This is a genomic window from Massilia sp. 01N410 (assembly GCF_056399665.1).
Genome location: NZ_JBFTRV010000023.1, coordinates 1 through 25,281, shown reverse-complemented (window position 1 = coordinate 25,281; position 25,281 = coordinate 1). Strand labels below are relative to the sequence as shown.

Sequence of the window (25,281 nt, the reverse complement as noted above, 5' to 3'; positions counted from 1 at the left end):
CGATCCATTCTCGCACCAGGAATCCATGCACAAGATCGTCCGCCCGACCCTCGCCGCCAGCCTGGCGCTGGCCTTTGCAGCCCACGCGGCCAGCCCCGCGAAACCCGCCGGCGCCAACCATGGCGCCACCGTCCAGGAAGCCCCGCTGCGCGCCCATCTGGCCTTCCTGTCCTCGGACGCCCTGGAAGGCCGCGGCACCGGCCAGCGCGGCGGCGAGCTGGCCGTCACCTACCTGGAGACCCAGGCGATGGCCGTCGGCCTGTTGCCGGCCAACCAGGGCAGCTACCGCCAGAGCGTCAGGATCGCCGGCGTGAAGGCCCACCCGCAGGAAAGTTCGGTGGCCCTGGTCGCGGGCGGCAAGCCGCTGCCGCTGGCCTTCGCGAAGGACTGGGTGTGGGCGCCCGGCGATGCGAAACCGGTGCACGACATGGACGCCGAACTGGTCTTCGTCGGCTACGGCATCAGTGCGCCGGAAGAAGGCGGCTGGGACGACTACAAGGGCCTCGACGTGAAGGGCAAGGTGCTGGTCATGATGGTCAACGACCCGGCGCCGACCGGCGCGGAACCGGACCGCTTCAATGGCAAGGGCCTGACCTACTACGGCCGCTGGACCTATAAATTCGAGGAAGCCGCGCGCCGCGGCGCCGCCGGCGTCCTGCTGATCCACACCGATGCCTCGGCCTCCTACGGCTGGAGCGTGGTGCAGAACAGCTGGACCGCCGAGCGCTTCCAGCTGGCCGACGCCGATCTCGGCACCGGCCTCCAAGGCTGGATGACGGAGGCCAGCGCGCGCGCCCTGTTCGGCGCCGCCGGCCAGGACCTCGACAAGCTGCGCGCCGCCGCCGAAGACAAGTCCTTCAAGCCGGTCGTGCTGAACGCCCGCGTGCAGGGACAGGCCAAGGCCGCGGTGCGTACCCTGGAACAGTTCAACGTGGCCGGCATCGTGCCGGGCACCGATCCGAAGCTGAAGGACGAACTGGTGATCTACAGCGCGCACTGGGACCACCTGGGCAAGCAGGGCGACACTGGCGACACCATCTTCAACGGTGCCGTCGACAACGCCTCGGGCAGCGCCGGCCTGCTGGCGATGGCCCAGGAGGCGGTGCGCCATCCGGCCAAACGCAGCCAGATGTTCCTGTGGGTGGCGGCCGAAGAACAGGGCCTGCTGGGCAGCGCGGCCTATGCGGCGCGCCCGCTCTGGCCCCTGGACAAGACCGCCGCGGCGCTGAACCTGGACAGCCTGAACTTCGTCGCCATGGCCAAGGACATCGGCGTGCAGGGCAGCGAACGCAGCAGCCTGGGGCTGCTTGCGGCCGGCACCGCCAGGGCGATGAACCTGAAGGTGGCGGAGGCGCGTCCGGACCTGGGCGGCGGCTACTTCCGCAGCGACCACTTCAGCTTCGCCAAGGCCGGCGTGCCAGCGTTCTCGGTGGGCGGCGGCCACGACTGGGTGAAGGACAAGGAGGCCAACGACGCCAAGCGCAAGGCCTACGGCCCGCGCTACCACCAGGCCAACGACGAATACGATCCTAACTGGGATCTGTCCGGCATGGTGCAGCAGGCGCAGTACACGCTGAACCTGGGCCGCGCGGTGGCGGACGCGCCCGCGATGCCGACCTGGAAGCCGGGCGACCAGTTCGCGAAAGCCCGCGCCGCCAACTGAGCCTCCCGCAACAATGACATCCCGCGCAGCCCGGAAAGGCTGCGCGGGATTACCGTCCTTGTTTGCAAGCTGTCTGTCGAGAGCGGGGTTACATGCGGGAGATCGCCGGCCGCAGCTGCTCCAGGAGGCCGGCCTCGGACGAGCAGCCGAATTTTTCGTAGACCGCCTTCACGCAGTCGCGCAGCACGGCGTCGCTGACTTCCATATTCGCGCGCGCCGATTCGCGCCCACCGCCGACGCCCATCCAGAACGCCACCTCGGCCTGCTGCGGCGACAGCTCCACCGAGCCGATCGCGCGCCAGATCCGCAGCGGCAGCGGCACCACGAACTTCATGAAGATGCCGACCGTGCGGCTGGCGGCGCCGGCATCGCCGCCCGTGTGCAGGGCCGCGGCGCCACCCACGCTCATCCACTGGGCGCGCGCCTCGAGGATGCCGCCGGCCATCGCCAGGGTCGCCAGCGGCAGCAGCCAGGGATAGCGGTCGCCGTGCACCACCGATTCCACCAGGCGCATGCAGAACGGCGGCACGGTGCGGCGGTCGAAGCGCTGGCGCTCCTGCGCGGCCAGCTGGTCCAGCAAGCCGCCGGCCGAGTCGCTCAGATACAGGATCTGGCCGTCGCCGGTGGCCAGCAGCATGGCTTCGTCCTCGACCACGGCGGCGCCGCCCGCGCCCAGTTCCGGCGCATTGCGCAGCGCATGCTCGAAATAGCCGGCGACACGCCGCAGGTCTTCCTCGTCATGGTGGTCGAAGGCAGGCCCCTCGGCGCGCCACAGGACGATCTCGCCGCGCCTGCGCCCGCCGCCCTGCAGCGGCGCCTCCAGCACATGGACGGGCGGCGCGGACGGCGCATCGAAGCCGACATGGTCGCCGTAAAAATAGCCCCGCGGCGGCGGCAGCACCTGGGCGAAGGCGGCATCGTCCCGGCCGGCGTCGGGCGCCGGCTGCGCGGGCAGTTGCGGAAGCAGCGTCAGGTGGGCGGAGGAATTCGGGATGAGCTCGCGCACCAGCCCGAAGGCGTCCGGGACGATCGTCATCAGGTCGAGACCCGCGTGGCACAGGATGCGCAGGCGGGCCCACTGACGGCTGTTCTTTTTGCGGGACATCACCGAATACTGAGCGGTTGGAAATTAATTGTCAATATGCCACGCCCCCGCGAAGGCGGGAATGACGGATCAAGAAGTTGCGGGAGCGACGGCAGGTGCGTGCGCCAGGATCTGCGCCAGCTTGGCGATATCGACCGGCTTGACCAGGTGGTGGTCGAAGCCGGCCTGGCGCGAGAGTTCGCGGTCGCGCTCCTGGCCGTAGCCGGTCAGCGCCACGAACACCGCGCCGGCGTGGCCGGGCCGGCGGCGCAGGCGGCGCGCCAGTTCGTAGCCGGTCATGTCGGGCAGGCCGATGTCGAGGATGAAGACTTCGGTGCCTTCCACTTCGGGCGCGCGCAAGGTGGTCGAGGCGTCCTCGTAGACCTGCACGTTGTGACCGTGGGCGCGCAGCAGCACCGCCAGCGAATGGCCGGCGTCCAGGTTGTCGTCGACGATGGTGACCGAGAGCGGCCGGGTCTCGCCGGCGATGCCACCCGCGCGCGGCGTCTCGCCCGCCTGCGCCTGCGCGAGGGGCAGCGTGACCGTCATCGTGGTGCCGCGCTGGGGACCGTCGCTGCTGGCGGTCACCGCGCCGTTGTGCATGCGTACGATGCTCTTCACCAGCGCCAGTCCGATGCCGAGACCGCCCTGCGAGCGGTCGGGCGCGCGGTCGGCCTGGGTGAACAGGTCGAAGATGTGGGGCAGCAGCTGGGCGTCGATGCCGCTGCCGTTGTCGCGCACGCTCACCTCGGCCGAGGCCCCTGTGCCGGTGACGGCCAGCGTGATCCGGCCGCCGGCCGGCGTGTACTTGGCCGAGTTGTTGAGCAGGTTGACCAGCACCTGGATAAGGCGGGTGCGGTCGCCCTCGACCGGCACCTGCTCGGGCGGCAGGTCGACCGTCAGCGCATGGCCGCGCTCCTCGATGTGCGGGCGCGCCTGTTCGACGGCGGCCATCGCCACCTTGTTCAGGTCGAGCACTTCGTTCTCCAGCTTGACCAGGCCGCGGGTCACGCGCGAGACGTCCAGCAGGTCGTCGACCAGCTCCTTCATGTGGCGCACCTGGCGCGAGATGATGTTGCTGGCCTTCAGGCGCAGGCCCTCGTTCGCTTCCGGCAGGCGCAGCAGCTGGGCCGCGTTGGAGATCGGCGCCAGCGGATTGCGCAGTTCGTGCGCCAGCATCGCCAGGAACTCGTCCTTCATCTTGTTGTGGCGCTCGGCCTCGGCGCGCGCGGCGCGCTCGCTGGCCAGCAGGCTTTCACGCTCCAGGGCCGCCTTCTGCGCCATGTCGTAGAGGCGCGCATTGTCGATCGCGATCGCGGCCTGGCCGGCGAAGGTGCCGATCAGCTCCTCGGTGCGCGCGCTGAACATGCCCGGGGTCGAGTGGCCGAAGAACAGCCCGCCGATCACCTCGCCCGAGCGCGAAACCACCGACGCCGCCAGGTAGCTGCGCACCGGCAGGTGGCCGGGCGGCATGCCGTGGTGCGGTCCCATCGAACCGTAGCGCGGATCCTTCGTGATGTCGTCGCTGCGGATCGGCGCACTGCCGTAGAAGGTCGGGCCGAACACCTTGGTGGGACGCGGATGGCCGAAGTCCTGGAAGGCCTCGCGCGGCGCCCCGCTCAGGGTGTAGAGCAGATAGGCGTCGCCGTTGCCGTCGGTGCCGTTATGGAAGAAGGCGCCGAATTCGGCGCCGGTCAGCTGGGTGGCGGCGTCGGTGATCGCCTGCATCAGCGTTTCGAGGTCGAGGGTCGAGGCCAGCTGCCCGGTGGCGTCCTTCATCAGCGCCAGCAGGCGGCTCTCTTCGCGCAGCGCCTGCTCGGTACGGATGCGGCGCAAGGCATCCGCGATCCGGTGGGCGCTGTCGCCGATCAGCTCGACGTCGGCGGTTTCCCAGCTCTGTGCGGTGGGCGCGTGCAGCGCCAGCACGGCTTGCAGGCGCCCCTCCTCCATCAGCGGCACCATCAGGCCGGCGGCGATGCCTTGCGCCAGCCAGGCACCGCCGCCGGAAATGTCCGGCTCGGCGGCGACGTCCGGCACGCACACGATCTCGCCGCGCAGCAGCTGGGCCTCGCGCCCGAACGCGAGCAGCCCGAGCGGCACCGCGCGTCCCGGCTCGCCGTCCGGCGCGCCGTCGCGCCACTGCTCGCGGATCACCGCCGCCTGCGCCGCATGGTCGACCGTCGCGAAGATCGTCACCGCGCCGGCCGCGTGGCCGCTCACCTGGCGGGCGGCGGCCTGCAGCAGCGGACCGGTTTCGGTTTCGCGGCGCAGGATGTCGGCCAGCGCCAGCTGGAAGGCATGGCGGCGCTCGGCCCGCACGCCGCCGGTGGTTTCGACGAAGGCGGCCAGCACGCCGCCGACCCGGCCGGCATCGTCGTAGACCGGGCTGTACGAATAGTGGAACCAGCAGGTTTCGGGATAGCCGAAACGGGTGACCGTCAGGGCCAGCTTGTCGGAGCCGATCGACTCCCCGCGCCAGGCGCGTCCCCAGCGCTCGGCCATCACCGGCCAGATATCGGCCCAGGTGACGCGAGCGTCTTCGCCCAGGGCCGTATCCTGCTTGTTGCCGAGGGAAGGCAGATAGGCGTCGTTGAAGAACTGGATCTGGCTTTCGCCCCAGGCCAGGCACATCGGCAGCCGGCAGTCCAGCAGGGTGCGCACCGCCAGTTTGAGGCTGAAAGGCCAGGAGGCGACCGGACCGACGGGTGTGTCTTCCCAGGGATGGCGCCGCATCCGCAGCTCCATCTCACTTACGTTCGGTGGCGACGTATCGCCGGATGCGGCAGGGTCGAAAGGCCAGGACATAGGTATTCGTCAGCAAAGCCGAGCCGGAGGGTCGGCTCGCCGGCTCATCATAGCAGGCATTGTTAAATCAATGCATGCAAGTAATGAACAATTTTTACGTTGCCTGGCCGGACACTCACTGGATGACACCGCAGGCGATGCGCGCGCCCCCGCCGCCCAGCGGCTGCGGCTTGTCGGCGTAGTTGTCGCCGCCCGCGTGGATCATCAGCGCCTTGCCCTTCACGTCGGCCAGCCTGGTGAGATGCGGCGCCGTCACCGCCAGGGTGGCGCGGCCGTCTCCCCCCACCACCAGCGGCGGCAGGTCGCCCAGGTGGCCGTTGCCGGTGGGGCCGAGGTGCTGCTTGCTGCCGTGCGGGTCGTAATGTCCGCCGGCGGCGCCCGCCGCCACCTTCTTCCCGTCCTTTTCGTTGACGCCGCAGCTGCCGTTTTCGTGCACGTGATAGCCGTGCGGGCCGGCAGGCAGGTCGGTCAGCGCCGGAGTGAACACCAGGCCGTTCGGCGATTCGGTGATCGTCACCGTGCCGATCATCTTGCCGGTGCCGCCGGCGGTTACCAGCGTCATCGGGGCTTGCAGCTTGTCGCCGGAGGACGCCGGCGTTGGCGCGGTCGCCGGCACGGAGGTCTGTGCGCTGGCGCTGCCGATGGCGGCTGCGGCGAGGATGCAGGCCAACAGGGCGGTCCTGGTATTCGTGTCCTTCATTACCGTCTCCTTTCAGTGCTTCGGGTGGCAGGGTGAAATGCGGAGATAGTGTATGTCATCGCTACTGCCGGGGGCGGACGGGAGGACGGTACCTGGGTTCGGCACAAACATTCCTGACTTTAGGACGTTTGCGCCTGCGCTAAAAAAGAAAGATTCAGGCTGAGGAGAATGGCGATGGTTAGTGCTGCCTTTGACATTCACATAGGAGACCGTATGCCCGAACCATCGATCGACGTGAAAGAGCTTTCACTCACATTACGTAAAAATGCGAAAGCACATAGTCTTGGACGTTGTGCACATCACGTCCGGCTCGCTCTGGAAGCAGGCGGCGCGAAAACCAGCGGCCACCCGGCACATGCAAAAGACTGGGGTGGGGTATTGTTAAGGAATGGCTATCAAAAGATAGGAGTCATCAGCCTCCAGTCTTATTCGGCCCGCGCAGGTGATATCGCCGTCATCCAGCCGTACACGGGCGGCAGCATATCCGGACATATTCAGGTATGGGATGGACAGCATTGGATTTCGGACTTTGTTCAGCGGGACTTCTGGCCTGGCCAAGGATACCGCCGTGCAAAGCCCAGCTTCGCCATCTATCGCCGTTAATCCCCTCTACAGGAGCCATCATGTTCGGATCACGTCATTTTGCGTTATTCCTTTCCATCGCACTGTCATGTTTTTGTTCCGCTATCGCGACGGCAGCAAATCCGGCAGCGGGCGAACAACTCATCAACGGTCTGTACATGGATTTCGGCTGTCCCGGCCCGTCGGTATCCGCGCCCAAGTGCGACTCTCCTGAAGCCGATCGGCGAAAAGCCGTGACCGAGCAAAGCCGTTCCGTCCTCGGAAAATATTTCGATGGCCCTCTGGTTTCTTTGCTGGTGAAGGAGCGACAGTGCGTAACCAAAACACAGGAAATCTGCAATCTCGACTTCGATATGCTGTATGCATCGCAGGATCCAGGTGCGGTCGATCTCAGCATCAAAGCCGCAACGACAAACAGGGTCATCGTCAGTTTCCGCTATCCGTCGAACGGAGAGCGGATCACGATTCAATACCTGCTCGCGCCGACACGCAGTGGGCCACGGATCACCGATGTCATCTATCCGGACGATACCTCGCTCAAGAAACTGCTGATGACGAAGCTGCCGTAGTCAGATGTGCTTGTAGTAGAAGGCCGTCTGACACAGCGCGCCATCCGGCATGTACGCATAATCCGGCACCGCGCCGACCCGCTGCCAGCCCAGGCGCTCGTACAGCCTTTCGGCGGTGCTGCTGGCCGTATCGAGCACCAGCACGCGCCTGCCCTGCCCGCGCGCCGCATCCTCCACCGCTTCCATCAGCTTCCGGCCGATGCCGGCGCCGCGGGCGCGCCGGTGCACCAGCAGCTTGGCGACGTCGGCGCGGTGCGGCTGGTTCTCCGGCATGTCCGTGATCAGCTGGACGGTGCCGGCGATGCCCTCGTCATCCTCGGCCACGATCAGGGTGCGCTCGCCGCGGGCGACGCCGTCCGCCACCTTGCGCCAGAAATCCAGGGCCGTCTCGCGCGCCATCGGCAGCATGAAGCTGACCGAGGCGCCGCCTTCGACGCAATCGAGCAGCACGTCGGCCAGCTGGCCGATGCGGTGCACGACTTCATCGGCGCGCAGCTGGCGGATGCTCGGGTCCTTCGTCATGCTTCCCTCCGCGGTGGCTTGTGCGCCTGCGAGACCAGCGAGACCAGATAGCGCGCCGGTTTGCCGGTCGGGTTGTGGTAGGCGATCGGCTGGTCGAGGCGCATGGCGAGGCAGTCGCCCGCGTTCAGGGTCCAGGAGGTGCCGCCGACGCCGACTTCCATCGTGCCCTCGATGATCCAGACCTGCTGGTGGACGTCGACGTCGCGCGCGCTGGTTTCATAAGCGACGCGCTGGCCCGCCGGAAAGCTGATCTCGACCAGCTGGATCGGCGAATACATGGCCGGCGACAGGTTGCGCCGCACGTAGCCGGAGGCCGGATCGGTCCATACCGGCTGGTCCTCGGCGCGTGCTACCGGCGACGGCGCATCGTCGGCCGGCTTCTCGAACAGCGAGGCGACCGTGACGCCGAGGGCGGCGGACAGCTTGTCCAGCACGGTGGCGGTGGCGCTGCTCTCGCCGCGTTCGATCAGCGAGATATTGGATTTGCTGACGCCGCTGCGTTCGGCCAGCAGCGCGAGCGTCAGTCCACGGGCGTCGCGCAGTTCGCGCAGGCGTTGGGCGATGAGGTGGTTGATGTCCATGAAATCCAGTATATAGGATAAATAAATCCTGTAAACTGGATTTTTTATCGCCTCAGGATGTCAGCTGCGCGATGACGTCGTCGGTGGAGAGCACCTGCGCATACTCCCCATGCAGGTTCGCCAGCGCCATCAGATGCACCTCCTCGGCGCTGCGCCAGGTGCCGCCGAAGTCCTGCTTGTCGAAGGCGAAGCAGGCATCCGCCGCCACCACTGTCCCGAAGCCCAGGTTGCCGGCCGTGCGCGCGCTCGCCTCCACCGAATTATTGGTGCTGACGCCGGCGATCACCAGATGCCGGATAGCGCGCGCATGCAGCCAGCGTTCGAGACTGGTGTGGATGAAGGCATCCGGCACGTTCTTCTCGACCACGTGCTCGTGCGGCAGCGGCAGGAAGCGCTCCTGGAACTCGGCGCCGCTCTGGCCGGGCGCGAACACGGACGCCGGCGAGCGGCTGATGTGGCGCACGCTGATGACCGGCTGGCCGGATTCGCGCCAGGCGGCGTGCAGGCGGGCGATGTTGTCTTCGGCCTGGGGGTTGTTCCTGGGTGGCAGGGTCGGGCTGCGCATGCCCTTCTGCATGTCGATGATGATCAGTGCGGTTTGTTCGCTCATGGCTTTTGGTTCGGGATGCAAAAAAAAGCCGACCCCCTTGCGAGGGCCGGCAAAGCTTAAGAAACTTCTTTGTTTTCAGCTTAGAAGCTGTAGCGTGCGCCGAAGTAGAAACGACGCGGGTCGTTCCAGGCGTTCGCCTCGCCGAACTTGTAGACGCCGTTGCCGGCTGCCAGCGGCATCGCCGTGGTGGCCGACTGCTTGTTCAGCACGTTGAAGACGTCGAGGAAGAACTCGACCTTCTGGCTGCCGGCGAACCTGTACTGGTACTTCAGGCGCACGTCGAAGGTGTAGTACGACGGGCCGGTAAAGGCGCCGATCGAACCCGGCGTGATCCACGAATCGAGCACGCCGCCATTCACGTACGGATCGTCCATGACCGGCAGGTAGCGGCTGGAGACCAGCTGGGTCTTGCTGTACAGGACGCCGCTGTTCCAGTTGAACACACCGCTCAGCTCGAGCCCGTTGTTGAAGAAGTAGGTGCCGTAGCCCTTGAACTGGTGCTTGATGTTGCCCGGCTGCGGGCCGTAGGCGTTCGGTGCGCGCGGATCGAGTGCAATCCAGTCGCCCTGGAAGTCGGCGGTACTGTCGGAGTTGGTATTGCCCTTGGCGTCGTTGTAGGTGTACGAAACCTGGCCCATCCAGTTATCGCGCTTTGCCTTGTTCAGGCTGACTTCGATGCCCTGGTAGTCGCGCTTGCCGCCTGCCAGCGTGCCGATCACATAGTTCGTTTTCGGTGCCGCGGAGTAGCCGAAGTACGAGTACGGCAGGTAGTAAGCCGAACCCGGGTAGGCGGAACCTTCCGGCGCGGTGGCGGCGGTGAGGCTCGGATCCGAGTACAGCGCCAGGTCGTAGTCCTCGAGCAGGTCGCGGGTGCGGCGCTTGGTGTAGGTGACCGACAGCGTGTAATCCTTGCCCAGGTTGGTGGCATAGCCGAGCATGAACTCGTCGGTGTACGGGGTCTTGGTCGACGGTGCGATCGCGGCATCCGAACCGCCGCGCTGGCGGAAGGTCAGCCACTGGTTGCCCAGGTAGACCTGTTCATCCAGGATCGGACCGGTCACGTTGCCGGCGAAGTCGGACATGTTGTTGCGGATCGGGTCGTAGTAACGGCCCAGGAATGCCCAGACCTTGCTGCGGCCGTCGCCGTTCAGGTCATACACGGTCGAGAGGCGCGGCGCCAGTTCCCACTTGAACTTGGCGGTCTGCTTGCCGGCCGAATCGCGGTGCACCCACTCTTCGGTGCGCACGCCGGCGTTGACCGTCAGCTTGTCCTTCGTCCACGTATCCTGCAGGTAGAAGGCTTTGCCGGTCGCTTCCACGGTGTACGGCGCAACGCGCGAGTTGAAGATGCGATAGGCGTTCACCTGCCCGTTCGGATTGCCGGCCGTGCTGGCGAACTTGTAGGCCCGGATCTCGGGGTCGGTGACGACGCCGTCGTGGTTCGTGTCGAGCAGGCCCAGGAAGTAGGTCTTGTTCGGGCTGGCGTTGATCGCATCGATGATACGCGGGATATCGCCGGCGGCCAGGCTCTTCGAACCCGTCCAGCCGGAACCGACGTGCTGGGCAAAGGTGACGCCGGTGTTGGCTGCCGCGATGGAGGTGTAGTTCGCGTTCTCCGGGCCGGTCCGGTAGGCATCCGAGGTGTAGGAGTCGGTGGAATTCACGAAGCCGGACTTGAAGGTGTGGGTACCCGCGGTGGCGGTTTCGAGGAAGTACTCGGCATTGAGGCCCCACTCCTTGCGGTTGCGCCACGAGACCGAGTTCGAACCGGCACCACCCAGGCTACGCTCGGCGATGGTCGGCGTCGTGGTCGGCCTGAAGAAGGCAACGTTGTTGAGGGTCGACTGGTCGGCCGCGAAAGTCGACAGCTGGCCCTTGTGCTTGAAGGCATAGGCGTTCACCCGCAGGTTGTCCATGTCGCGCGAGTATTCGACCTTGTTGTTGGTGCCGCCCTGCTCCTGACGCGTGTCGCGGTTGTTCAGCGTGGTCGCCGTGGTCGAACCGCTGATCCTGGTCGGGTCGTTGAAGAAGCTGTACGACAGGCGGTCGTTATCGGTCGGTTGCCAGGTCAGCTTGGCGAAGCCCAGCTTGTCGTCGCGCTTCACCTTGCGCATGAAGTCGCCGGTCGACGCGTTGGTCACGTCGGTGTCGCGGCCCTTCTTCTGGTACGAGGTGAAGAACCACAGCTTGTCCTTGATGATCGGACCGCCGAGCGTGAAGGCCGTATCGTAGGTCGAGAAGCCGGAGTTGGTGTTGTGCTGGTTCTTCGACACCAGCCTGTCGTTCTGGAAGTAGTAGTTGACCGAGCCGTGGAACTCGTTACCACCCGACTTGGTGATCACCTTCGAGACCAGGCCCGAACCGCCTGCGTACTCGGCCGGGATGCCGCCGGTGAGGATCTGCTGTTCCTGGATGATCTCGGAGTTGATGTTCGAACCGAAGGTGCCGGTCAACGGGTCGGTGACGTCGACGCCGTCGAGGATGTAGACGTTGTCCGAGGAGGTGCCGGTGGCGCCGCCGATGTCCGCGTAGTTGACGCCGGATTTCGAGGACGGGTTGCCGCCGGCGGAAGGTTTCACGCCCGGCACCAGCTGCAGATAGCCCTGGTAGCTACGGGTGGTCGGGAGCGCTTCGACGACGGCGAGGTTCAGGATGGTGCCGACGGTGGCGGAGGTGGTGTCCACCTGGGCCAGGCGCGAACCGGTGACGACCACCTGTTGCGCACCGCCTGCGCCGCCGGCGTCGGCCAGGTTATAGCTCACGCTGGGGTTGGAGCCGCTGACCACCGCGACGCCGGTGGCATTGAAGGCCGAATAGCCGGGCGCTACCACTTCGATCTTGTAGTCGCTTGCCGGGTCCAGGCCCGCAACGCGGACCGAACCATCCGCCTCGGTCACGACAGTCTTGGTCACCAGGCTGCTTGGCGAGCTGATCTTCACCGTCGCGCCAGCGACAGGCTTGCCACCCGCTCCGGTAATCGAAATGCGCAGGCCGCCGGTTTCAGCAGCCCATGCGGCGCCGATGAAGCACATACCGACTGCCAGTGAAACTGCGGACCGGCGCAGCACGGACACTCTCGACACTTGTTTTTCTTTATGCAACATATCTCTCCCTATTATTAAGACAACTGGACAACAGATACATCAGCAAACGACAAGTCTTCCCGGCAGGTCTTCTTTACATAACTTTACACACGAAAGAACTTGTATCAGCTCTTGCAAAATATTTTCGTTACGAAAACTTCACGAGTATTAACATTTGGTAATGTTGTGTCAATGCAAATGTCTAGACAAGGTGGCGTATGCACAACATACGCATGGGATATGCACGGCGAATTGACATTTCCGATGGGCGAAAAAAAACGGCACCCGAAGGTGCCGTTCCTGGCTAGCCGTTGAACCGGCTAGAAGCTGAAGCGCAGTGGATTACTCGCCGTCGCCATGATGCTGCTCGATCGAAGCCGCAGCATTCTGCTGGTCTTCCATCGCCTGCAGCTCGGCAGCCATATTGGCCTTCTCCTGCTGCAGCAGCTGCTGGCGCTCTTCCGCTTCCCACGCCTCTTTTTCCTTGCGGGCGCGGTGGAAGGCCAGACCGGTACCGCCAGGAATCAGGCGGCCGACGATGACGTTTTCCTTCAGGCCGCGCAGACCGTCGCGCTTGCCCATGATCGCCGCTTCGGTCAGCACGCGGGTGGTTTCCTGGAACGATGCGGCCGAGATGAAGGAGTCGGTCGACAGCGATGCCTTGGTAATACCGAGCAGCACGTTTTCGTAAGTCGCCGGCAGCTTGCCCGCGGCTTCGATGCGGTCGTTCGCTTCCAGCAGTTCCGAACGCTCCACCTGCTCGCCGACGATGTAGTCGGTGTCGCCGGCTTCGACGATCTGGACACGGCGCAGCATCTGGCGAACGATCACCTCGATGTGCTTGTCGTTGATCTTCACGCCCTGCAGACGGTACACGTCCTGCACTTCGTCGACGATGTAGCGGGCCAGCGCTTCGATACCCAGCAGGCGCAGGATGTCCTGAGGATCGGCCGGGCCGTCCACGATCATCTCGCCCTTGTTCACCACCTGGCCGTCGTGCACCAGCACTTGCTTGTCCTTGGTGATCAGGAACTCGTGCTTGTTGCCGTCCATGTCGGTGATTTCCAGGCGCTGCTTGCCCTTGGTTTCCTTACCGAAGGCGACCGTACCGGTGACTTCCGCCAGCATGCCGGCGTCTTTCGGCGAACGGGCTTCGAACAGCTCGGCAACGCGCGGCAGACCACCGGTAATGTCACGGGTCTTCTGCGACTCGGTCGGGATACGTGCCAGCACTTCACCCACCGATGCCTGCTGGCCGTCCTTCACCATGATCAGCGCGCCGACCTGGAAGCCGATCGTCACGGCGTGCTCGGTGCCGGCGATCTTGACTTCCTGGCCTTCTTCGTTCAGCAGCTTGACCTGCGGACGCAGGGTCTTGCCCGAACCGCGGCGCTTCGGATCGATCGCGACCAGGGTCGACAGGCCAGTGACCTCATCGACCTGGCGCGCGACGGTGACGCCCTCTTCCACGTTTTCGAACTTGATCGTGCCGCCGTATTCCGTGATGATCGGACGGGTCAGCGGATCCCAGGTTGCCAGCGCCACGCCGGCCTTCACCACCATGCCGTCATGGACGGTCAGGGTCGCGCCGTACGGCACCTTGTGACGCTCGCGCTCACGGCCGTGGTCGTCGGTGATCAGCACTTCGCCCGAACGCGAGATGACGATCTGCGCGCCCTTGCCGTTGGTGACGTAACGCATGGTCGCGGTGAAGCGGACCGTGCCGTTCGACTTGGCTTCGACCGACGATGCCACCGCCGCACGCGATGCCGCACCACCGATGTGGAAGGTACGCATGGTCAGCTGGGTACCCGGCTCACCGATCGACTGCGCGGCAACCACACCGACCGCTTCGCCGCTGTTCACCAGCATGCCGCGGCCCAGGTCACGGCCGTAGCACTTCGCGCACAGGCCATAACGGGTGTCGCAGTTCAGCGGGGTGCGGACCTTGACTTCGTCGATACCGACGCGCTCGATCTCTTCGACCATGTCTTCGTCCAGCAGGGTGCCGGCTTCGAACAGGGTCTCTTGCGTTTCCGGATTGACGATGTCGGTGCCTGCGACGCGGCCGAGGATACGGTCGCGCAGCGGCTCGATGACTTCACCGCCTTCGACCATCGCCTTCATGTGCGTGCCGTTGGTGGTGCCGCAATCGTCCTCGATCACCACCAGGTCCTGGGTCACGTCGACCAGGCGGCGGGTCAGGTAACCCGAGTTCGCGGTCTTCAGCGCGGTGTCGGCCAGACCCTTACGGGCGCCGTGGGTCGAGATGAAGTACTGCAGAACGTTCAGGCCTTCGCGGAAGTTCGCGGTAATCGGCGTCTCGATAATCGAGCCGTCCGGCTTGGCCATCAGGCCTCGCATACCGGCCAGCTGGCGAATCTGGGCTGCCGAACCACGGGCGCCCGAGTCGGCCATCATGTAAATCGCGTTGAACGATTCCTGGGTGCCGTGGCTGCCGTCGCGCTTGACGACCGGTTCCACTTTCAGCTGGTCCATCATCGCCTTGCCGACTTCGTCCGAGGTCTTGCCCCAGATGTCGACGACCTTGTTGTAACGCTCGCCGGCGGTGACCAGACCCGAAGCGTACTGCTGCTCGATCTGCTTCACTTCCGCTTCGGCGGTCGCGATCATGGTCTTCTTGACGTCCGGGATCAGCATGTCGTCCACGGCGATCGAGATACCGGCGCGGGTCGCCAGGCGGAAGCCCGACTGCATCAGTTTGTCGGCAAACACGACGGTGGCACGCAGGCCGCACTTGCGGAACGAAGTGTTGATCAGCTTCGAGATTTCCTTCTTCTTCAGCGCGCGGTTCAGCACCGAGAACGGCAGGCCTTTCGGCAGGATCTCGGACAGGATCGCACGGCCGACCGTGGTCTCGTAGCGGGTCAGGGTCTGGTCGAAACCGCCCTGCTCGTTCTTCGGGAACTCGACGATACGCACGGTGATGCGGGTCGCCAGCTCGACTTCCTTGTTGTCGTACGCGCGGATGACTTCCGACACGTCCGGGAACATCATGCCTTCGCCCTTGGCGTTGATCGCCTCGCGGGTCGCGTAGTACAGACCCAGCACGATATCCTGGGACGGCACGATCGACGGTTCGCCGTTCGACGGGAACAGGATGTTGTTCGAGGCCAGCATCAGGGTGCGGGCTTCCATCTGCGCTTCGATCGACAGCGGGACGTGGACTGCCATCTGGTCACCGTCGAAGTCGGCGTTGAACGCCGCGCAGACCAGCGGGTGCAGCTGGATTGCCTTGCCTTCGATCAGCACCGGCTCGAACGCCTGGATACCCAGACGGTGCAGGGTCGGCGCACGGTTCAGCATGACCGGGTGCTCTTTGATGACTTCTTCCAGGATGTCCCAGACCACCGGTTCCTGCTGCTCGACCAGCTTCTTCGCAGCCTTGATGGTGGTCGCGAGACCCATCAGTTCCAGCTTGTTGAAGATGAAGGGCTTGAACAGTTCCAGGGCCATCAGCTTCGGCAGGCCGCACTGGTGCAGTTTCAGCTGCGGACCCACCACGATGACCGAACGGCCCGAGTAGTCGACGCGCTTGCCCAGCAGGTTCTGACGGAAGCGGCCGCCCTTACCCTTGATCATTTCGGCCAGCGACTTCAGCGGACGCTTGTTGGCGCCGGTCATCGCCTTGCCGCGACGGCCGTTGTCCAGCAGCGAGTCCACTGCTTCCTGCAGCATGCGCTTCTCGTTACGCGTAATGATTTCCGGCGCGCGCAGTTCCATCAGGCGCTTCAGACGGTTGTTACGGTTGATGACGCGGCGGTACAGGTCGTTCAGGTCGGAGGTCGCGAAACGGCCGCCATCCAGCGGGACGAGCGGACGCAGCTCCGGCGGCAGAACCGGGAGCACTTCCATGATCATCCACTCGGGCTTGATGCCCGAGCGCTGGAATGCCTCGAGCACTTTCAGGCGCTTGGCGTATTTCTTGATCTTCGCTTCCGACTTCGACTCTTTCAGTTCGACGCGCAGCGCTTCGGCTTCGCGGTCGATGTCGATCGAGCGCAGCAGTTCACGGATGCCTTCGGCGCCCATGAATGCGGTGAAATCGTCGCCGTACTCTTCGTACTTGGCGGCGTAGTCGTCTTCCGACATGATCTGGCACTTCTTCAGCGGGGTCATGCCCGGATCGGTCACGACGTATGCTTCGAAGTACAGAACGCGTTCGATATCGCGCAGGGTCATGTCCAGGACCATGCCCAGACGCGACGGCAGCGATTTCAGGAACCAGATGTGGGCGACCGGCGAGGCCAGCTCGATGTGGCCCATGCGCTCACGGCGCACCTTGGCCAGCGTGACTTCGACGCCGCACTTCTCGCAGATCACGCCGCGGTGCTTCAGGCGCTTGTATTTGCCGCACAGGCACTCGTAGTCCTTGATCGGACCAAAGATCTTGGCGCAGAACAGACCGTCACGCTCCGGCTTGAAGGTACGGTAGTTGATGGTTTCCGGCTTCTTGACTTCGCCGTACGACCACGAACGGATTTTCTCGGGCGACGCCAGGCCAATCTTGATGGCGTCGAAGCTCTCGTTTTGCTGAACTTGCTTGAATAGATCGAGCAGTGCTTTCATTTATCACTCCGGGTGATTGAATTCTTTACTTCCTACCACGCTACGCTTACTTCGTCGTCCCCGCGAAGGCGGGAACCCAAGTTCGTGGCATACCGCCAAACTTGGATCCCCGCCTTCGCGGGGACGACGGTACCGGCATAGCCGCGGTACCGTACTGCTGTCTTAGTTGCGTTCCAGATCGATATCGATACCCAGCGAACGAATCTCTTTCACCAGCACGTTGAACGATTCCGGCATACCTGCATCGATCACGTGGTCGCCCTTGACCAGGTTCTCGTACACCTTGGTACGGCCATTCACGTCGTCCGACTTCACGGTCAGCATTTCCTGCAGCACGTACGAGGCGCCGTACGCTTCCAGTGCCCACACCTCCATCTCACCGAAGCGCTGGCCACCGAACTGGGCTTTACCGCCCAGCGGCTGCTGGGTCACCAGCGAGTACGGGCCGGTCGAACGGGCGTGCATCTTGTCGTCGACCAGGTGGTGCAGCTTCAGCATGTGCATGAAGCCGACGGTGACCTTGCGCTCGAATGCTTCGCCGGTGCGGCCGTCGTACATCGTGACCTGGTTCTTCGACGGGGTCATGCCCAGGTGGGCCGCGATCTCGTCCGGGAAGGCCAGATCCAGCATGCGGCGGATTTCATCTTCGTGCGCACCGTCGAACACCGGGGTCGCGAACGGCACGCCGTTCTTGAGGTTGTTCGCCAGTTCGACGATTTCCTCGTCGCTGAAGCTGTCCAGGTCTTCCGACTTGCCGGTCTCGTTGTAGATCTTGCCCAGGAAAGCGCGCAGCTGCTCGGTCTGTGCCTTGGCCTTGATCATTTCGCCCAGACGCAGGCCCAGACCCTTCGCTGCCCAACCGAGGTGGGTTTCCAGGATCTGACCGACGTTCATACGCGATGGCACGCCCAGCGGGTTCAGCACGACGTCGGCCGGGGTACCGTCAGCCATGAACGGCATGTCTTCCACCGGAACGATACGCGAGACCACACCCTTGTTACCGTGACGGCCTGCCATCTTGTCGCCCGACTGCAGGCGACGCTTGACGGCCAGGTAGACCTTGACCATCTTCTGCACGCCCGGCTGCAGCTCGTCGCCCTGGGTCAGCTTCTTGCGCTTCTCTTCGAAGGCCAGGTCGAACTGGTGACGCTTCTCGTTGATCGACTCCTTCATCGCCTCCAGTGCGTTGGCGGTTTCGTCGTCGCTCGGCCTGATGTCGAACCAGTGGAACTTGTCCAGATCGGCCAGGTATTCCTTGCTGATCACGGCGCCCTTGGCCAGCTTCTTCGGACCGCCGTTGACGGTCTTGCCGACCAGCAGACGTTCCAGACGCTGGAAGGCGTCGCCTTCGACAATACGCAGCTGGTCGTTCAGGTCCAGGCGGAAGCGCTTCAGCTCGTCGTCGATGATCTGCTGGGCGCGCTTGTCGCGGACGATGCCTTCACGGGTGAAGACTTGCACGTCGATCACGGTACCGACCATGCCCGACGGCACGCGCAGCGAGGTGTCCTTCACGTCGGACGCTTTTTCGCCGAAGATCGCGCGCAGCAGCTTCTCTTCCGGGGTCAGCTGGGTTTCGCCTTTCGGGGTCACCTTACCGACCAGCACGTCGCCGGCCTGCACTTCGGCGCCGATGTAGACGATGCCGGATTCATCCAGACGCGCCAGCTGGTTCTCAGCCAGGTTCGAGATGTCGCGGGTGATTTCTTCAGGACCCAGCTTGGTGTCGCGGGCAACCACCGACAGTTCCTCGATGTGGATCGAGGTGTAGCGGTCGTCCTTGACGACATTCTCCGAGATGAGGATCGAGTCCTCGAAGTTCAGGCCGTTCCACGGCATGAAGGCCACCAGCATGTTCTGGCCCAGTGCCAGTTCGCCCAGGTCGGTCGAGGCGCCGTCGGCGATGACGTCGCCGCGTGCCACGCGATCGCCCACTTTCACGATCGGACGCTGGTTGATGTTGGTGTTCTGGTTCGAACGGGTGTACTTGATCAGGTTGTAGATGTCCACACCGACTTCGCCGGCTTGCGCCTCGTCGTCGTTCACGCGGATCACCACACGGCCGGCGTCGACGTAGTCGACCAGGCCGCCACGGGTGGCCTGCACGGTGGTGCCCGAGTCGACCGCCACGGTGCGCTCGATGCCGGTACCGACGAAGGCTTTTTCCGGACGCAGGCAAGGCACGGCCTGGCGCTGCATGTTGGCGCCCATCAGTGCACGGTTCGCGTCATCGTGCTCGAGGAACGGAATCAGCGAAGCTGCCACCGACACGACCTGGCCCGGGGCCACGTCCATGTACTGGATGCGTTCCGGCGAGACCAGGATGGTTTCGCCTGCTTCACGTGCCGACACCAGTTCGTCGACCAGCTGGCCTTCCGCGTTGATCGCGGCGTTCGCCTGGGCGATGATGTAGCGGCCTTCTTCGATCGCCGACAGGTATTCGATCTTGTCGGTGACTTTCGAACCTTCGACCTTGCGGTACGGGGTTTCCAGGAAGCCGTATTCGTTCAGGCGGGCATACAGTGCCAGCGAGTTGATCAGGCCGATGTTCGGGCCTTCAGGCGTTTCGATCGGGCACACGCGGCCGTAGTGGGTCGGGTGCACGTCGCGCACTTCGAAGCCGGCGCGTTCGCGGGTCAGGCCGCCCGGGCCCAGTGCGGAAACGCGGCGCTTGTGCGTGATTTCCGACAGCGGGTTGGTCTGGTCCATGAACTGCGACAGCTGCGACGAACCGAAGAATTCGCGGATCGCGGCCGAGATCGGCTTGCTGTTGATCAGGTCGTGCGGCATCAGGTTGTCGGCTTCGGCCTGGCCCAGACGCTCCTTGACGGCGCGCTCGACGCGCACGAGACCGGCGCGGAACTGGTTCTCGGCCAGTTCGCCCACGCAACGCACGCGGCGGTTACCCAGGTGGTCGATGTCGTCGACTTCGCCGCGGCCATTGCGCAGCTCGACCAGGATCTTGATCACGGCCAGGATGTCTTCGTTCGACAGGGTCATGTCGCCGACCAGTTCGTCACGGCCGATACGGCGGTTGAACTTCATGCGGCCGACGGCCGACAGGTCGTAACGTTCCGGGCTGTAGAACAGGCCGTTGAACAGGGCTTCCACCGACTCTTCGGTCGGCGGTTCGCCAGGACGCATCATGCGGTAGATCGCCACGCGTGCGGCGGTCTGGTCGGCGGTGTCGTCGGTGCGCAGGGTCTGCGAGATGTAGGCGCCCTGGTCCAGGTCGTTGGTGTACAGGGTCTGGATGGACGCGATGTTGGCGTCGCGCAGCTTGCCCAGCAGCTCGTCGGTCAGCTCGTCGTTGGCGTTGGCGATGATCTCGCCGGTTTCGCCGTCGACCACGTTATTGGCCAGCACGCGGCCGACCAGGTAGTCTTCGGGCACCGAGATATAGGTGATGCCGGCGGCTTCGATGTCGCGCACGTGCTTGGCGTTGATGCGCTTGTCTTTTTGCACCAGGGTCTTGCCGGTCTTCGGATCGACGATGTCGAAGCGCGCGACTTCGCCGCGCAGGCGCTCGGCCACGAATTCCAGTTCCGCGCCTTCCGAGCGCAGATTGAAGTTGTCGAACACGAAGAAGTTGGCGAGGATCTGCTCCGGCGTCATGCCGATGGCTTTCAGCAGGATCGTCACCGGCATCTTGCGGCGGCGGTCGACGCGGAAGAACAGGATGTCCTTCGGGTCGAATTCGAAGTCCAGCCAGGAGCCGCGGTAGGGAATGATACGTGCCGAGAACAGCAGCTTGCCCGACGAGTGGGTCTTGCCGCGGTCGTGCTCGAAGAACACGCCCGGCGAGCGGTGCAGCTGCGAGACGATCACGCGTTCGGTGCCGTTGATGACGAACGAGCCGTTGGCGGTCATGAGCGGCAGTTCGCCCATGTACACTTCCTGTTCCTTCATCTCTTTCACGACCGGCTTGGTCGGCGATTCCTTGTCCAGGATCACCAGACGCACCTTGGCGCGCAGCGGCGACGCGAAGGTCAGACCGCGTTGTTGGCATTCCTTGACATCGAAAGCGGGGTCACCCAGCACGTATGAGAGGAACTCGAGGCGCGCAAAACCGTTGTGCGACACGATCGGGAAAATGGAGCTGAAAGCCGACTGCAGGCCTTCGTTCTTGCGTGCGGAGGGACCTGCGTCCGCCTGCAGGAAATTCTCGTAAGACTCCAGCTGCGTAGCCAGGAGATAGGGAACGTTGTGAACGTTGGCGCGCTTCGCGAACGACTTGCGAATGCGTTTCTTCTCAGTAAATGAGTAGTGCATGGACACTCCGTGAGTGACAGAAAGGGATGAGACTTCAGGAATTGCCAGTGGTCGACGCACCACATGCAAGGCCTCAAAACTCGTCGCGTTCCGCCAGGTATTAAGGGACAGCCGGTACTGCTGTGATACGATTACTGCTGATTACTGCTGTGCTGCCGGGGTAGTACAAGTGCTGCAGGGACGACAAAAGAGCCAAAGCCGCATACCCCACCTTCCGGCGGGGGTCTGCAAGCTTTGACTCCGGCTCGGGGCGCCGTTGCCAGCGCCCTTTGCATATGTATTACTTGAGCTCGGCCTTGGCGCCAGCTTCTTCCAGCTTCTTCTTGGCGGCTTCAGCGTCAGCTTTCGGCAGGGCTTCCTTGACGGTCTTCGGTGCGCCGTCGACCAGGTCCTTGGCTTCTTTCAGGCCCAGACCGGTGATTTCGCGGACGGCCTTGATGACGCCGACCTTGTTCGCGCCGACTTCAGCCAGCACGACGTTGAATTCGGTCTGCTCTTCAGCAGCGGCTGCGCCGGCGCCAGCGGCACCGCCAGCTGCCGGGGCTGCCATTGCAGCTGCCGACACGCCGAACTTCTCTTCGAAAGCCTTGACCAGGTCGTTCAGTTCCATGACCGACATTGCGCCAACTGCGTCCAGGAACTCTTCTTTGCTAATTGCCATTTGAAACTCCAAATATTTAGTGTGTGATTAGTACTTGAGCAAAAAAGCCAGGGCTTATTCAGCCGCTGCCGGTTCCGCTTCGGCTTCTGCCGGAGCTGCGGAACCTTCGCCTTTTTGTGCTGCCACGGCAGCCAGAACTCGTGCAAAGCCGGAAACCGGAGCCTGCATGACGCCCAGCAGCTGGGCGATGAGGACTTCACGGCTCGGGATGCTTGCCAGCGCGGTGACGCCAGCGACATCCAGGTTCTTACCAGCGTAGTTACCGCCCTTCACCACCAGCTTGTCGTTGGTTTTGGAGAAGTCAGCGATCACTTTAGCTGCGGCAACGGCGTCATCCGAGATCGAGTAGATCAGCGGACCAACCATGGTCTCAGCCAGCGGTGCGAACTGGGTGCCTTCCACAGCGCGACGTGCCAGCGTGTTCTTCAGAACACGCAGGTACACACCCTGCGAACGAGCATTTGCACGGAGTTTCGTCAGAGCACTAACCTGGATGCCACGGTACTCGGCGACGACGATGGTTTGCGCGGTTGCTACTTTTGCGCTAACTTCTTCGACGACGACCTTTTTGTCATTCAGATTAAGACCCACGGTCAATCTCCTTAAATGATGTGAGGGACATCCCCCGCATCGGTTCGAACACGGCGTCCGAAGTTAAGAAGTACGACAAAAGCATCGACTACAAAACTTGTTCGGGTTCGCCATCTGCGTTGGGTTTGTCTATTAACCTCCGGCCAGTGCTAAAACTCGCTCTGCTTTCGGCCCAACGGTCTTTGATTGCCTGGCGGGTTGCCCCACCAGCCCAAAGATCTGCCCCGCGTAACAACTACAGGGTCTAAAACTTGGATCCCCGCCTTCGCGGGGACGACGAAGCCAGTTAACCTGGCTTCGTCGAAGAAGCCAGTCAACCCGGCTTCGTCGAAGAGCGCTAACGCTCCGTTATTTCTTAGGCAGCCAGGGTGCCCTGGTCGACGCGGACGCCAGCGCCCATGGTCGACGACAGAGCGACCTTGCGCAGGTACACGCCTTTCGACGATGCCGGCTTGGCCTTGTTCAGGGCGTCGATCAGTGCGACCAGGTTGGTCTTCAGCTGTTCGTCCGAGAACGACTTGCGGCCGATGGTGGCGTGAACGATACCAGCCTTGTCGGTACGGTACTGAACCTGACCGGCCTTGGCGTTCTTGACGGCGGTAGCGACGTCCGGGGTCACGGTGCCGACCTTCGGGTTCGGCATCAGGCCGCGCGGGCCCAGGATCTGACCCAGGGTACCGACGATACGCATGGTGTCCGGCGAAGCGATCACGATGTCGAACGGCATGTCGCCGGCCTTCACGCGCTCTGCCAGGTCTTCCATACCGACGATGTCGGCGCCGGCGGCTTTAGCCTGCTCGGCCTTGTCGCCCTGTGCGAACACAGCGACGCGGACGGTCTTGCCGGTACCTGCCGGCAGAACGACGGAACCGCGAACGACCTGGTCCGACTTCTTCGGGTCCACGCCCAGCTGGACGGCGACGTCGATCGACTCGTTGAACTTGGCGGTAGCGAATTCTTTGACGATTGCGACTGCGTTGTCGAAAGCGTAGACCTTGTTACGATCCACTTTGGCTTTCATTTCTTTGACGCGCTTGGACAGCTTAGCCATTTAGATACCCTCCACCGTGATGCCCATCGAACGTGCCGAGCCGGCGATGACGCGCACAGCGGCGTCCAGGTCGGCAGCGGTCAGGTCCGGCTGTTTGGTTTTTGCGATTTCTTCAGCCTGGGCACGGGTCAGGGTGCCGACCTTGTCGGTGTGCGGCTTGGCCGAACCCTTGGTGACGCCCGACAGCTTCTTGATCAGGTAGGTCGCCGGCGGGGTCTTCATCTCGAAGGTGAAGGACTTGTCCGCGAAGGCGGTGATCACCACCGGAATCGGCATGCCCGGTTCCATGCCTTGGGTCTTGGCATTGAAGGCCTTGCAGAATTCCATGATGTTCAGACCGCGCTGGCCCAGGGCCGGACCGATCGGGGGGGAGGGGTTTGCTTTACCAGCCGGCACTTGCAGCTTGATAAAACCGATGATTTTCTTTGCCATGATGGCTCCTAATCTCTCGATTGAGTGGTAGCGCTCCACCTGTACCACTTATCAGGCGGAGCTCCTCTTACCGGATTCCGCCTTGCTGCTGCGACGCTCCGATTCAGCGCTTTTAGACTTTCTCTACCTGCCCGAACTCCAGTTCCACCGGAGTTGCGCGGCCGAAGATGGTGACAGTGACACGCACCTTCGATTTTTCGTAGTTGACTTCCTCGACGTTGCCGTTGAAGTCGGTGAACGGGCCTTCCTTGATACGCACCTGTTCGCCCACTTCGTACAGCACTTTGGGCCTCGGCTTTTCGACGCCTTCCTGGACCTGCTGCATGATCTTGTCGATTTCGCGGGCCGGGATCGGGGTCGGCTTGTTGCTCTTGCCGCCGATGAAGCCGGTGACTTTCGGCGTGTTCTTCACGAGGTGCCAGGACTCATCGGTCATTTCCATCTCGACCAGCACATAACCCGGGAAGAAGCGGCGCTCGGACACCGATTTGCTGCCATTCTTGACCTCGACCACTTCTTCGGTCGGGACCAGGATGCGGCCGAATTGTTCTTGCATGCCGCCGCGCTCGATGCGTTCGGTCAGGCCGCGCATCACGCTCTTTTCCATGCCGGAATAGACATGCACGACGTACCAGCGCTTGTTGCTGACCGGAGTACTCAGCGGCGCACCAGCGTCTTGTGCCGGGGCGTCGCCCGGCACGTTATCTTGCACGTTTTCGCTCATTATTGTTTCCACCCCAGGATCACGTCGTACATCAGGAATTCGAGAATCTTATCCGTGCCCCACAGGAAAATCGCCATCACGAGGACGAAACCGAAAACCACCATGGTGATCTGGGTCGCTTCCTTGCGAGTGGGCCAAACAACCTTCTTCGTCTCGCGCACGGCCTCTTTGGCGAAGCCCAGGAAGTCGCGCCCGGTAGCGGAAGTCCACAACAGCAGGACGGCAACGACCAAACCAGCCACGAGTGCGCCTGCGCACACCAGAGCTGGTTTGTTCTGGCCTTTCAGAATGAAAAAGCCAACCACGCCTGCAATCGTAGCAATCGCTGCCAGCGCAACCTTGAACTTGTCGTTCGAGGTGCTGACGGTTTGCACGGATTGATTAGACATACTTAATTTACTTTCGGGTGCTGAGCACCGAATTCGGTGGCAGGGGAGGAGGGAATCGAACCCGCGACCTTCGGTTTTGGAGACCGACGCTCTGCCAATTGAGCTACTCCCCTACATAAACTTCTAGCTGAATCGAGCATTATACGCGGTGCGGACGCACCGCGCAACACTCTGTTGTTGGGAGGAACAGGAACGTCCCTCCCGGTGTGAAGCTATTTACTACTTAGGCGATGATCTTGGCAACCACGCCGGCGCCGACGGTACGGCCGCCTTCGCGGATTGCGAAGCGCAGACCTTCTTCCATCGCGATCGGGGCGATCAGCTTGACGGTGATCGACACGTTATCGCCCGGCATCACCATTTCTTTGTCGG

The 25,281-nt window shown here is 63.4% G+C and carries 19 protein-coding genes and 1 tRNA gene; 3 read left to right on the top strand and 17 right to left on the bottom strand.

Translation table 11 applies throughout. The annotated features are described in order from the left end of the window. The first annotated feature begins 25 nt into the window (after positions 1 to 25). Positions 26 to 1,663 (top strand): M28 family peptidase, encoded by a 1,638-nt coding sequence (locus AC1DOP_RS23435; RefSeq protein ID WP_442124141.1) that lies wholly within the window; start codon positions 26 to 28, stop codon positions 1,661 to 1,663. A gap of 88 nt (positions 1,664 to 1,751) precedes the next feature. Here the strand turns inward: AC1DOP_RS23435 and AC1DOP_RS23430 are convergent, their stop codons facing one another. From AC1DOP_RS23430 to sodC, 3 genes are all read right to left on the bottom strand, one after another. Next, positions 1,752 to 2,768 (bottom strand): hypothetical protein, encoded by a 1,017-nt coding sequence (locus AC1DOP_RS23430; protein ID WP_442124140.1) that lies wholly within the window; start codon positions 2,766 to 2,768, stop codon positions 1,752 to 1,754. Positions 2,769 to 2,837: 69 nt separating this feature from the next. Continuing rightward, on the bottom strand, positions 2,838 to 5,480 hold the full coding sequence (locus tag AC1DOP_RS23425; protein ID WP_477253663.1) for a hybrid sensor histidine kinase/response regulator: 2,643 nt from the start codon (positions 5,478 to 5,480) through the stop codon (positions 2,838 to 2,840). A 187-nt stretch (positions 5,481 to 5,667) separates the two neighbouring features. Beyond that, a complete protein-coding gene (sodC, locus tag AC1DOP_RS23420; protein WP_477253661.1) occupies positions 5,668 to 6,252 on the bottom strand; it encodes a superoxide dismutase [Cu-Zn] SodC in 585 nt (194 codons plus the stop codon). A gap of 213 nt (positions 6,253 to 6,465) precedes the next feature. Between sodC and AC1DOP_RS23415 the strand changes: the two genes are divergently transcribed. Both AC1DOP_RS23415 and AC1DOP_RS23410 read left to right on the top strand, forming a co-directional pair. Continuing rightward, complete coding sequence (locus AC1DOP_RS23415; RefSeq protein WP_477253659.1) at positions 6,466 to 6,855, top strand: hypothetical protein; 390 nt, start codon at positions 6,466 to 6,468, stop codon at positions 6,853 to 6,855. Positions 6,856 to 6,875: 20 nt separating this feature from the next. Continuing rightward, positions 6,876 to 7,403: a DUF3828 domain-containing protein gene (locus tag AC1DOP_RS23410; protein ID WP_477253657.1), complete on the top strand. Its 528-nt coding sequence runs from the start codon at positions 6,876 to 6,878 to the stop codon at positions 7,401 to 7,403. On the opposite strand, the gene AC1DOP_RS23405 is transcribed toward AC1DOP_RS23410, so the two are convergent. From AC1DOP_RS23405 to AC1DOP_RS23340, 14 genes are all read right to left on the bottom strand, one after another. Further along, the gene (locus tag AC1DOP_RS23405) at positions 7,404 to 7,925 is read right to left on the bottom strand and encodes an N-acetyltransferase family protein (RefSeq protein ID WP_477253655.1); all 522 of its coding nucleotides are present in this window, start codon (positions 7,923 to 7,925) and stop codon (positions 7,404 to 7,406) included. After that, positions 7,922 to 8,506 carry a helix-turn-helix domain-containing protein gene (locus tag AC1DOP_RS23400; protein WP_442124877.1) on the bottom strand — a complete coding sequence of 195 codons (585 nt, stop codon included), beginning with the start codon at positions 8,504 to 8,506 and terminating at the stop codon, positions 7,922 to 7,924. The genes AC1DOP_RS23405 and AC1DOP_RS23400 overlap by 4 nt, the downstream gene beginning before the upstream one ends. A gap of 52 nt (positions 8,507 to 8,558) precedes the next feature. Continuing rightward, a complete protein-coding gene (locus tag AC1DOP_RS23395; RefSeq protein WP_477253653.1) occupies positions 8,559 to 9,116 on the bottom strand; it encodes a cysteine hydrolase family protein in 558 nt (185 codons plus the stop codon). Between the two features lie 80 nt (positions 9,117 to 9,196). Then, positions 9,197 to 12,148, bottom strand: coding sequence for an outer membrane beta-barrel protein (locus tag AC1DOP_RS23390; RefSeq protein WP_442124879.1), 2,952 nt, complete (start codon positions 12,146 to 12,148; stop codon positions 9,197 to 9,199). A gap of 393 nt (positions 12,149 to 12,541) precedes the next feature. Beyond that, positions 12,542 to 16,789 (bottom strand): DNA-directed RNA polymerase subunit beta', encoded by a 4,248-nt coding sequence (gene rpoC / locus AC1DOP_RS23385; protein ID WP_442124880.1) that lies wholly within the window; start codon positions 16,787 to 16,789, stop codon positions 12,542 to 12,544. Between the two features lie 162 nt (positions 16,790 to 16,951). Next, positions 16,952 to 21,061, bottom strand: a complete 4,110-nt coding sequence (gene rpoB / locus AC1DOP_RS23380) for a DNA-directed RNA polymerase subunit beta (protein ID WP_442124881.1) — start codon at positions 21,059 to 21,061, stop codon at positions 16,952 to 16,954. Between the two features lie 280 nt (positions 21,062 to 21,341). Continuing rightward, positions 21,342 to 21,722 carry a 50S ribosomal protein L7/L12 gene (gene rplL, locus AC1DOP_RS23375; protein WP_442124882.1) on the bottom strand — a complete coding sequence of 127 codons (381 nt, stop codon included), beginning with the start codon at positions 21,720 to 21,722 and terminating at the stop codon, positions 21,342 to 21,344. A 54-nt stretch (positions 21,723 to 21,776) separates the two neighbouring features. Next, positions 21,777 to 22,313: a 50S ribosomal protein L10 gene (rplJ, locus tag AC1DOP_RS23370; protein ID WP_442124883.1), complete on the bottom strand. Its 537-nt coding sequence runs from the start codon at positions 22,311 to 22,313 to the stop codon at positions 21,777 to 21,779. Between the two features lie 355 nt (positions 22,314 to 22,668). After that, the gene (gene rplA / locus AC1DOP_RS23365) at positions 22,669 to 23,364 is read right to left on the bottom strand and encodes a 50S ribosomal protein L1 (RefSeq protein ID WP_442124884.1); all 696 of its coding nucleotides are present in this window, start codon (positions 23,362 to 23,364) and stop codon (positions 22,669 to 22,671) included. Continuing rightward, positions 23,365 to 23,796 (bottom strand): 50S ribosomal protein L11, encoded by a 432-nt coding sequence (gene rplK / locus AC1DOP_RS23360; RefSeq protein ID WP_258846865.1) that lies wholly within the window; start codon positions 23,794 to 23,796, stop codon positions 23,365 to 23,367. It abuts the gene before it with no gap. A gap of 112 nt (positions 23,797 to 23,908) precedes the next feature. Next, positions 23,909 to 24,520: a transcription termination/antitermination protein NusG gene (gene nusG / locus AC1DOP_RS23355; RefSeq protein ID WP_442124885.1), complete on the bottom strand. Its 612-nt coding sequence runs from the start codon at positions 24,518 to 24,520 to the stop codon at positions 23,909 to 23,911. Further along, positions 24,520 to 24,909, bottom strand: a complete 390-nt coding sequence (gene secE, locus AC1DOP_RS23350) for a preprotein translocase subunit SecE (protein WP_442124886.1) — start codon at positions 24,907 to 24,909, stop codon at positions 24,520 to 24,522. Before secE ends, nusG begins: the two co-directional genes overlap by 1 nt. A 37-nt stretch (positions 24,910 to 24,946) precedes the next feature. Continuing rightward, positions 24,947 to 25,022, bottom strand: a tRNA-Trp gene (locus AC1DOP_RS23345). A 110-nt stretch (positions 25,023 to 25,132) separates the two neighbouring features. Further along, positions 25,133 to 25,281: EF-Tu C-terminal domain-related protein (locus tag AC1DOP_RS23340; protein ID WP_477252125.1), on the bottom strand; the 149-nt coding region annotated here is incomplete at its 5' end.

Bases quoted from the DNA above. Each gene is read 5' to 3' on its own strand.
- AC1DOP_RS23435 (WP_442124141.1), top strand. From the start codon at position 26: ATGCACAAGATCGTCCGCCCGACCCTCGCCGCCAGCCTGGCGCTGGCC.
- AC1DOP_RS23430 (WP_442124140.1), bottom strand. From the start codon at position 2,768: ATGTCCCGCAAAAAGAACAGCCGTCAGTGGGCCCGCCTGCGCATCCTG.
- AC1DOP_RS23425 (WP_477253663.1), bottom strand. From the start codon at position 5,480: ATGCGGCGCCATCCCTGGGAAGACACACCCGTCGGTCCGGTCGCCTCC.
- sodC (WP_477253661.1), bottom strand. From the start codon at position 6,252: ATGAAGGACACGAATACCAGGACCGCCCTGTTGGCCTGCATCCTCGCC.
- AC1DOP_RS23415 (WP_477253659.1), top strand. From the start codon at position 6,466: ATGCCCGAACCATCGATCGACGTGAAAGAGCTTTCACTCACATTACGT.
- AC1DOP_RS23410 (WP_477253657.1), top strand. From the start codon at position 6,876: ATGTTCGGATCACGTCATTTTGCGTTATTCCTTTCCATCGCACTGTCA.
- AC1DOP_RS23405 (WP_477253655.1), bottom strand. From the start codon at position 7,925: ATGACGAAGGACCCGAGCATCCGCCAGCTGCGCGCCGATGAAGTCGTG.
- AC1DOP_RS23400 (WP_442124877.1), bottom strand. From the start codon at position 8,506: ATGGACATCAACCACCTCATCGCCCAACGCCTGCGCGAACTGCGCGAC.
- AC1DOP_RS23395 (WP_477253653.1), bottom strand. From the start codon at position 9,116: ATGAGCGAACAAACCGCACTGATCATCATCGACATGCAGAAGGGCATG.
- AC1DOP_RS23390 (WP_442124879.1), bottom strand. From the start codon at position 12,148: ATGTGCTTCATCGGCGCCGCATGGGCTGCTGAAACCGGCGGCCTGCGC.
- rpoC (WP_442124880.1), bottom strand. From the start codon at position 16,789: ATGAAAGCACTGCTCGATCTATTCAAGCAAGTTCAGCAAAACGAGAGC.
- rpoB (WP_442124881.1), bottom strand. From the start codon at position 21,061: ATGCACTACTCATTTACTGAGAAGAAACGCATTCGCAAGTCGTTCGCG.
- rplL (WP_442124882.1), bottom strand. From the start codon at position 21,722: ATGGCAATTAGCAAAGAAGAGTTCCTGGACGCAGTTGGCGCAATGTCG.
- rplA (WP_442124884.1), bottom strand. From the start codon at position 23,364: ATGGCTAAGCTGTCCAAGCGCGTCAAAGAAATGAAAGCCAAAGTGGAT.
- rplK (WP_258846865.1), bottom strand. From the start codon at position 23,796: ATGGCAAAGAAAATCATCGGTTTTATCAAGCTGCAAGTGCCGGCTGGT.
- nusG (WP_442124885.1), bottom strand. From the start codon at position 24,520: ATGAGCGAAAACGTGCAAGATAACGTGCCGGGCGACGCCCCGGCACAA.
- secE (WP_442124886.1), bottom strand. From the start codon at position 24,909: ATGTCTAATCAATCCGTGCAAACCGTCAGCACCTCGAACGACAAGTTC.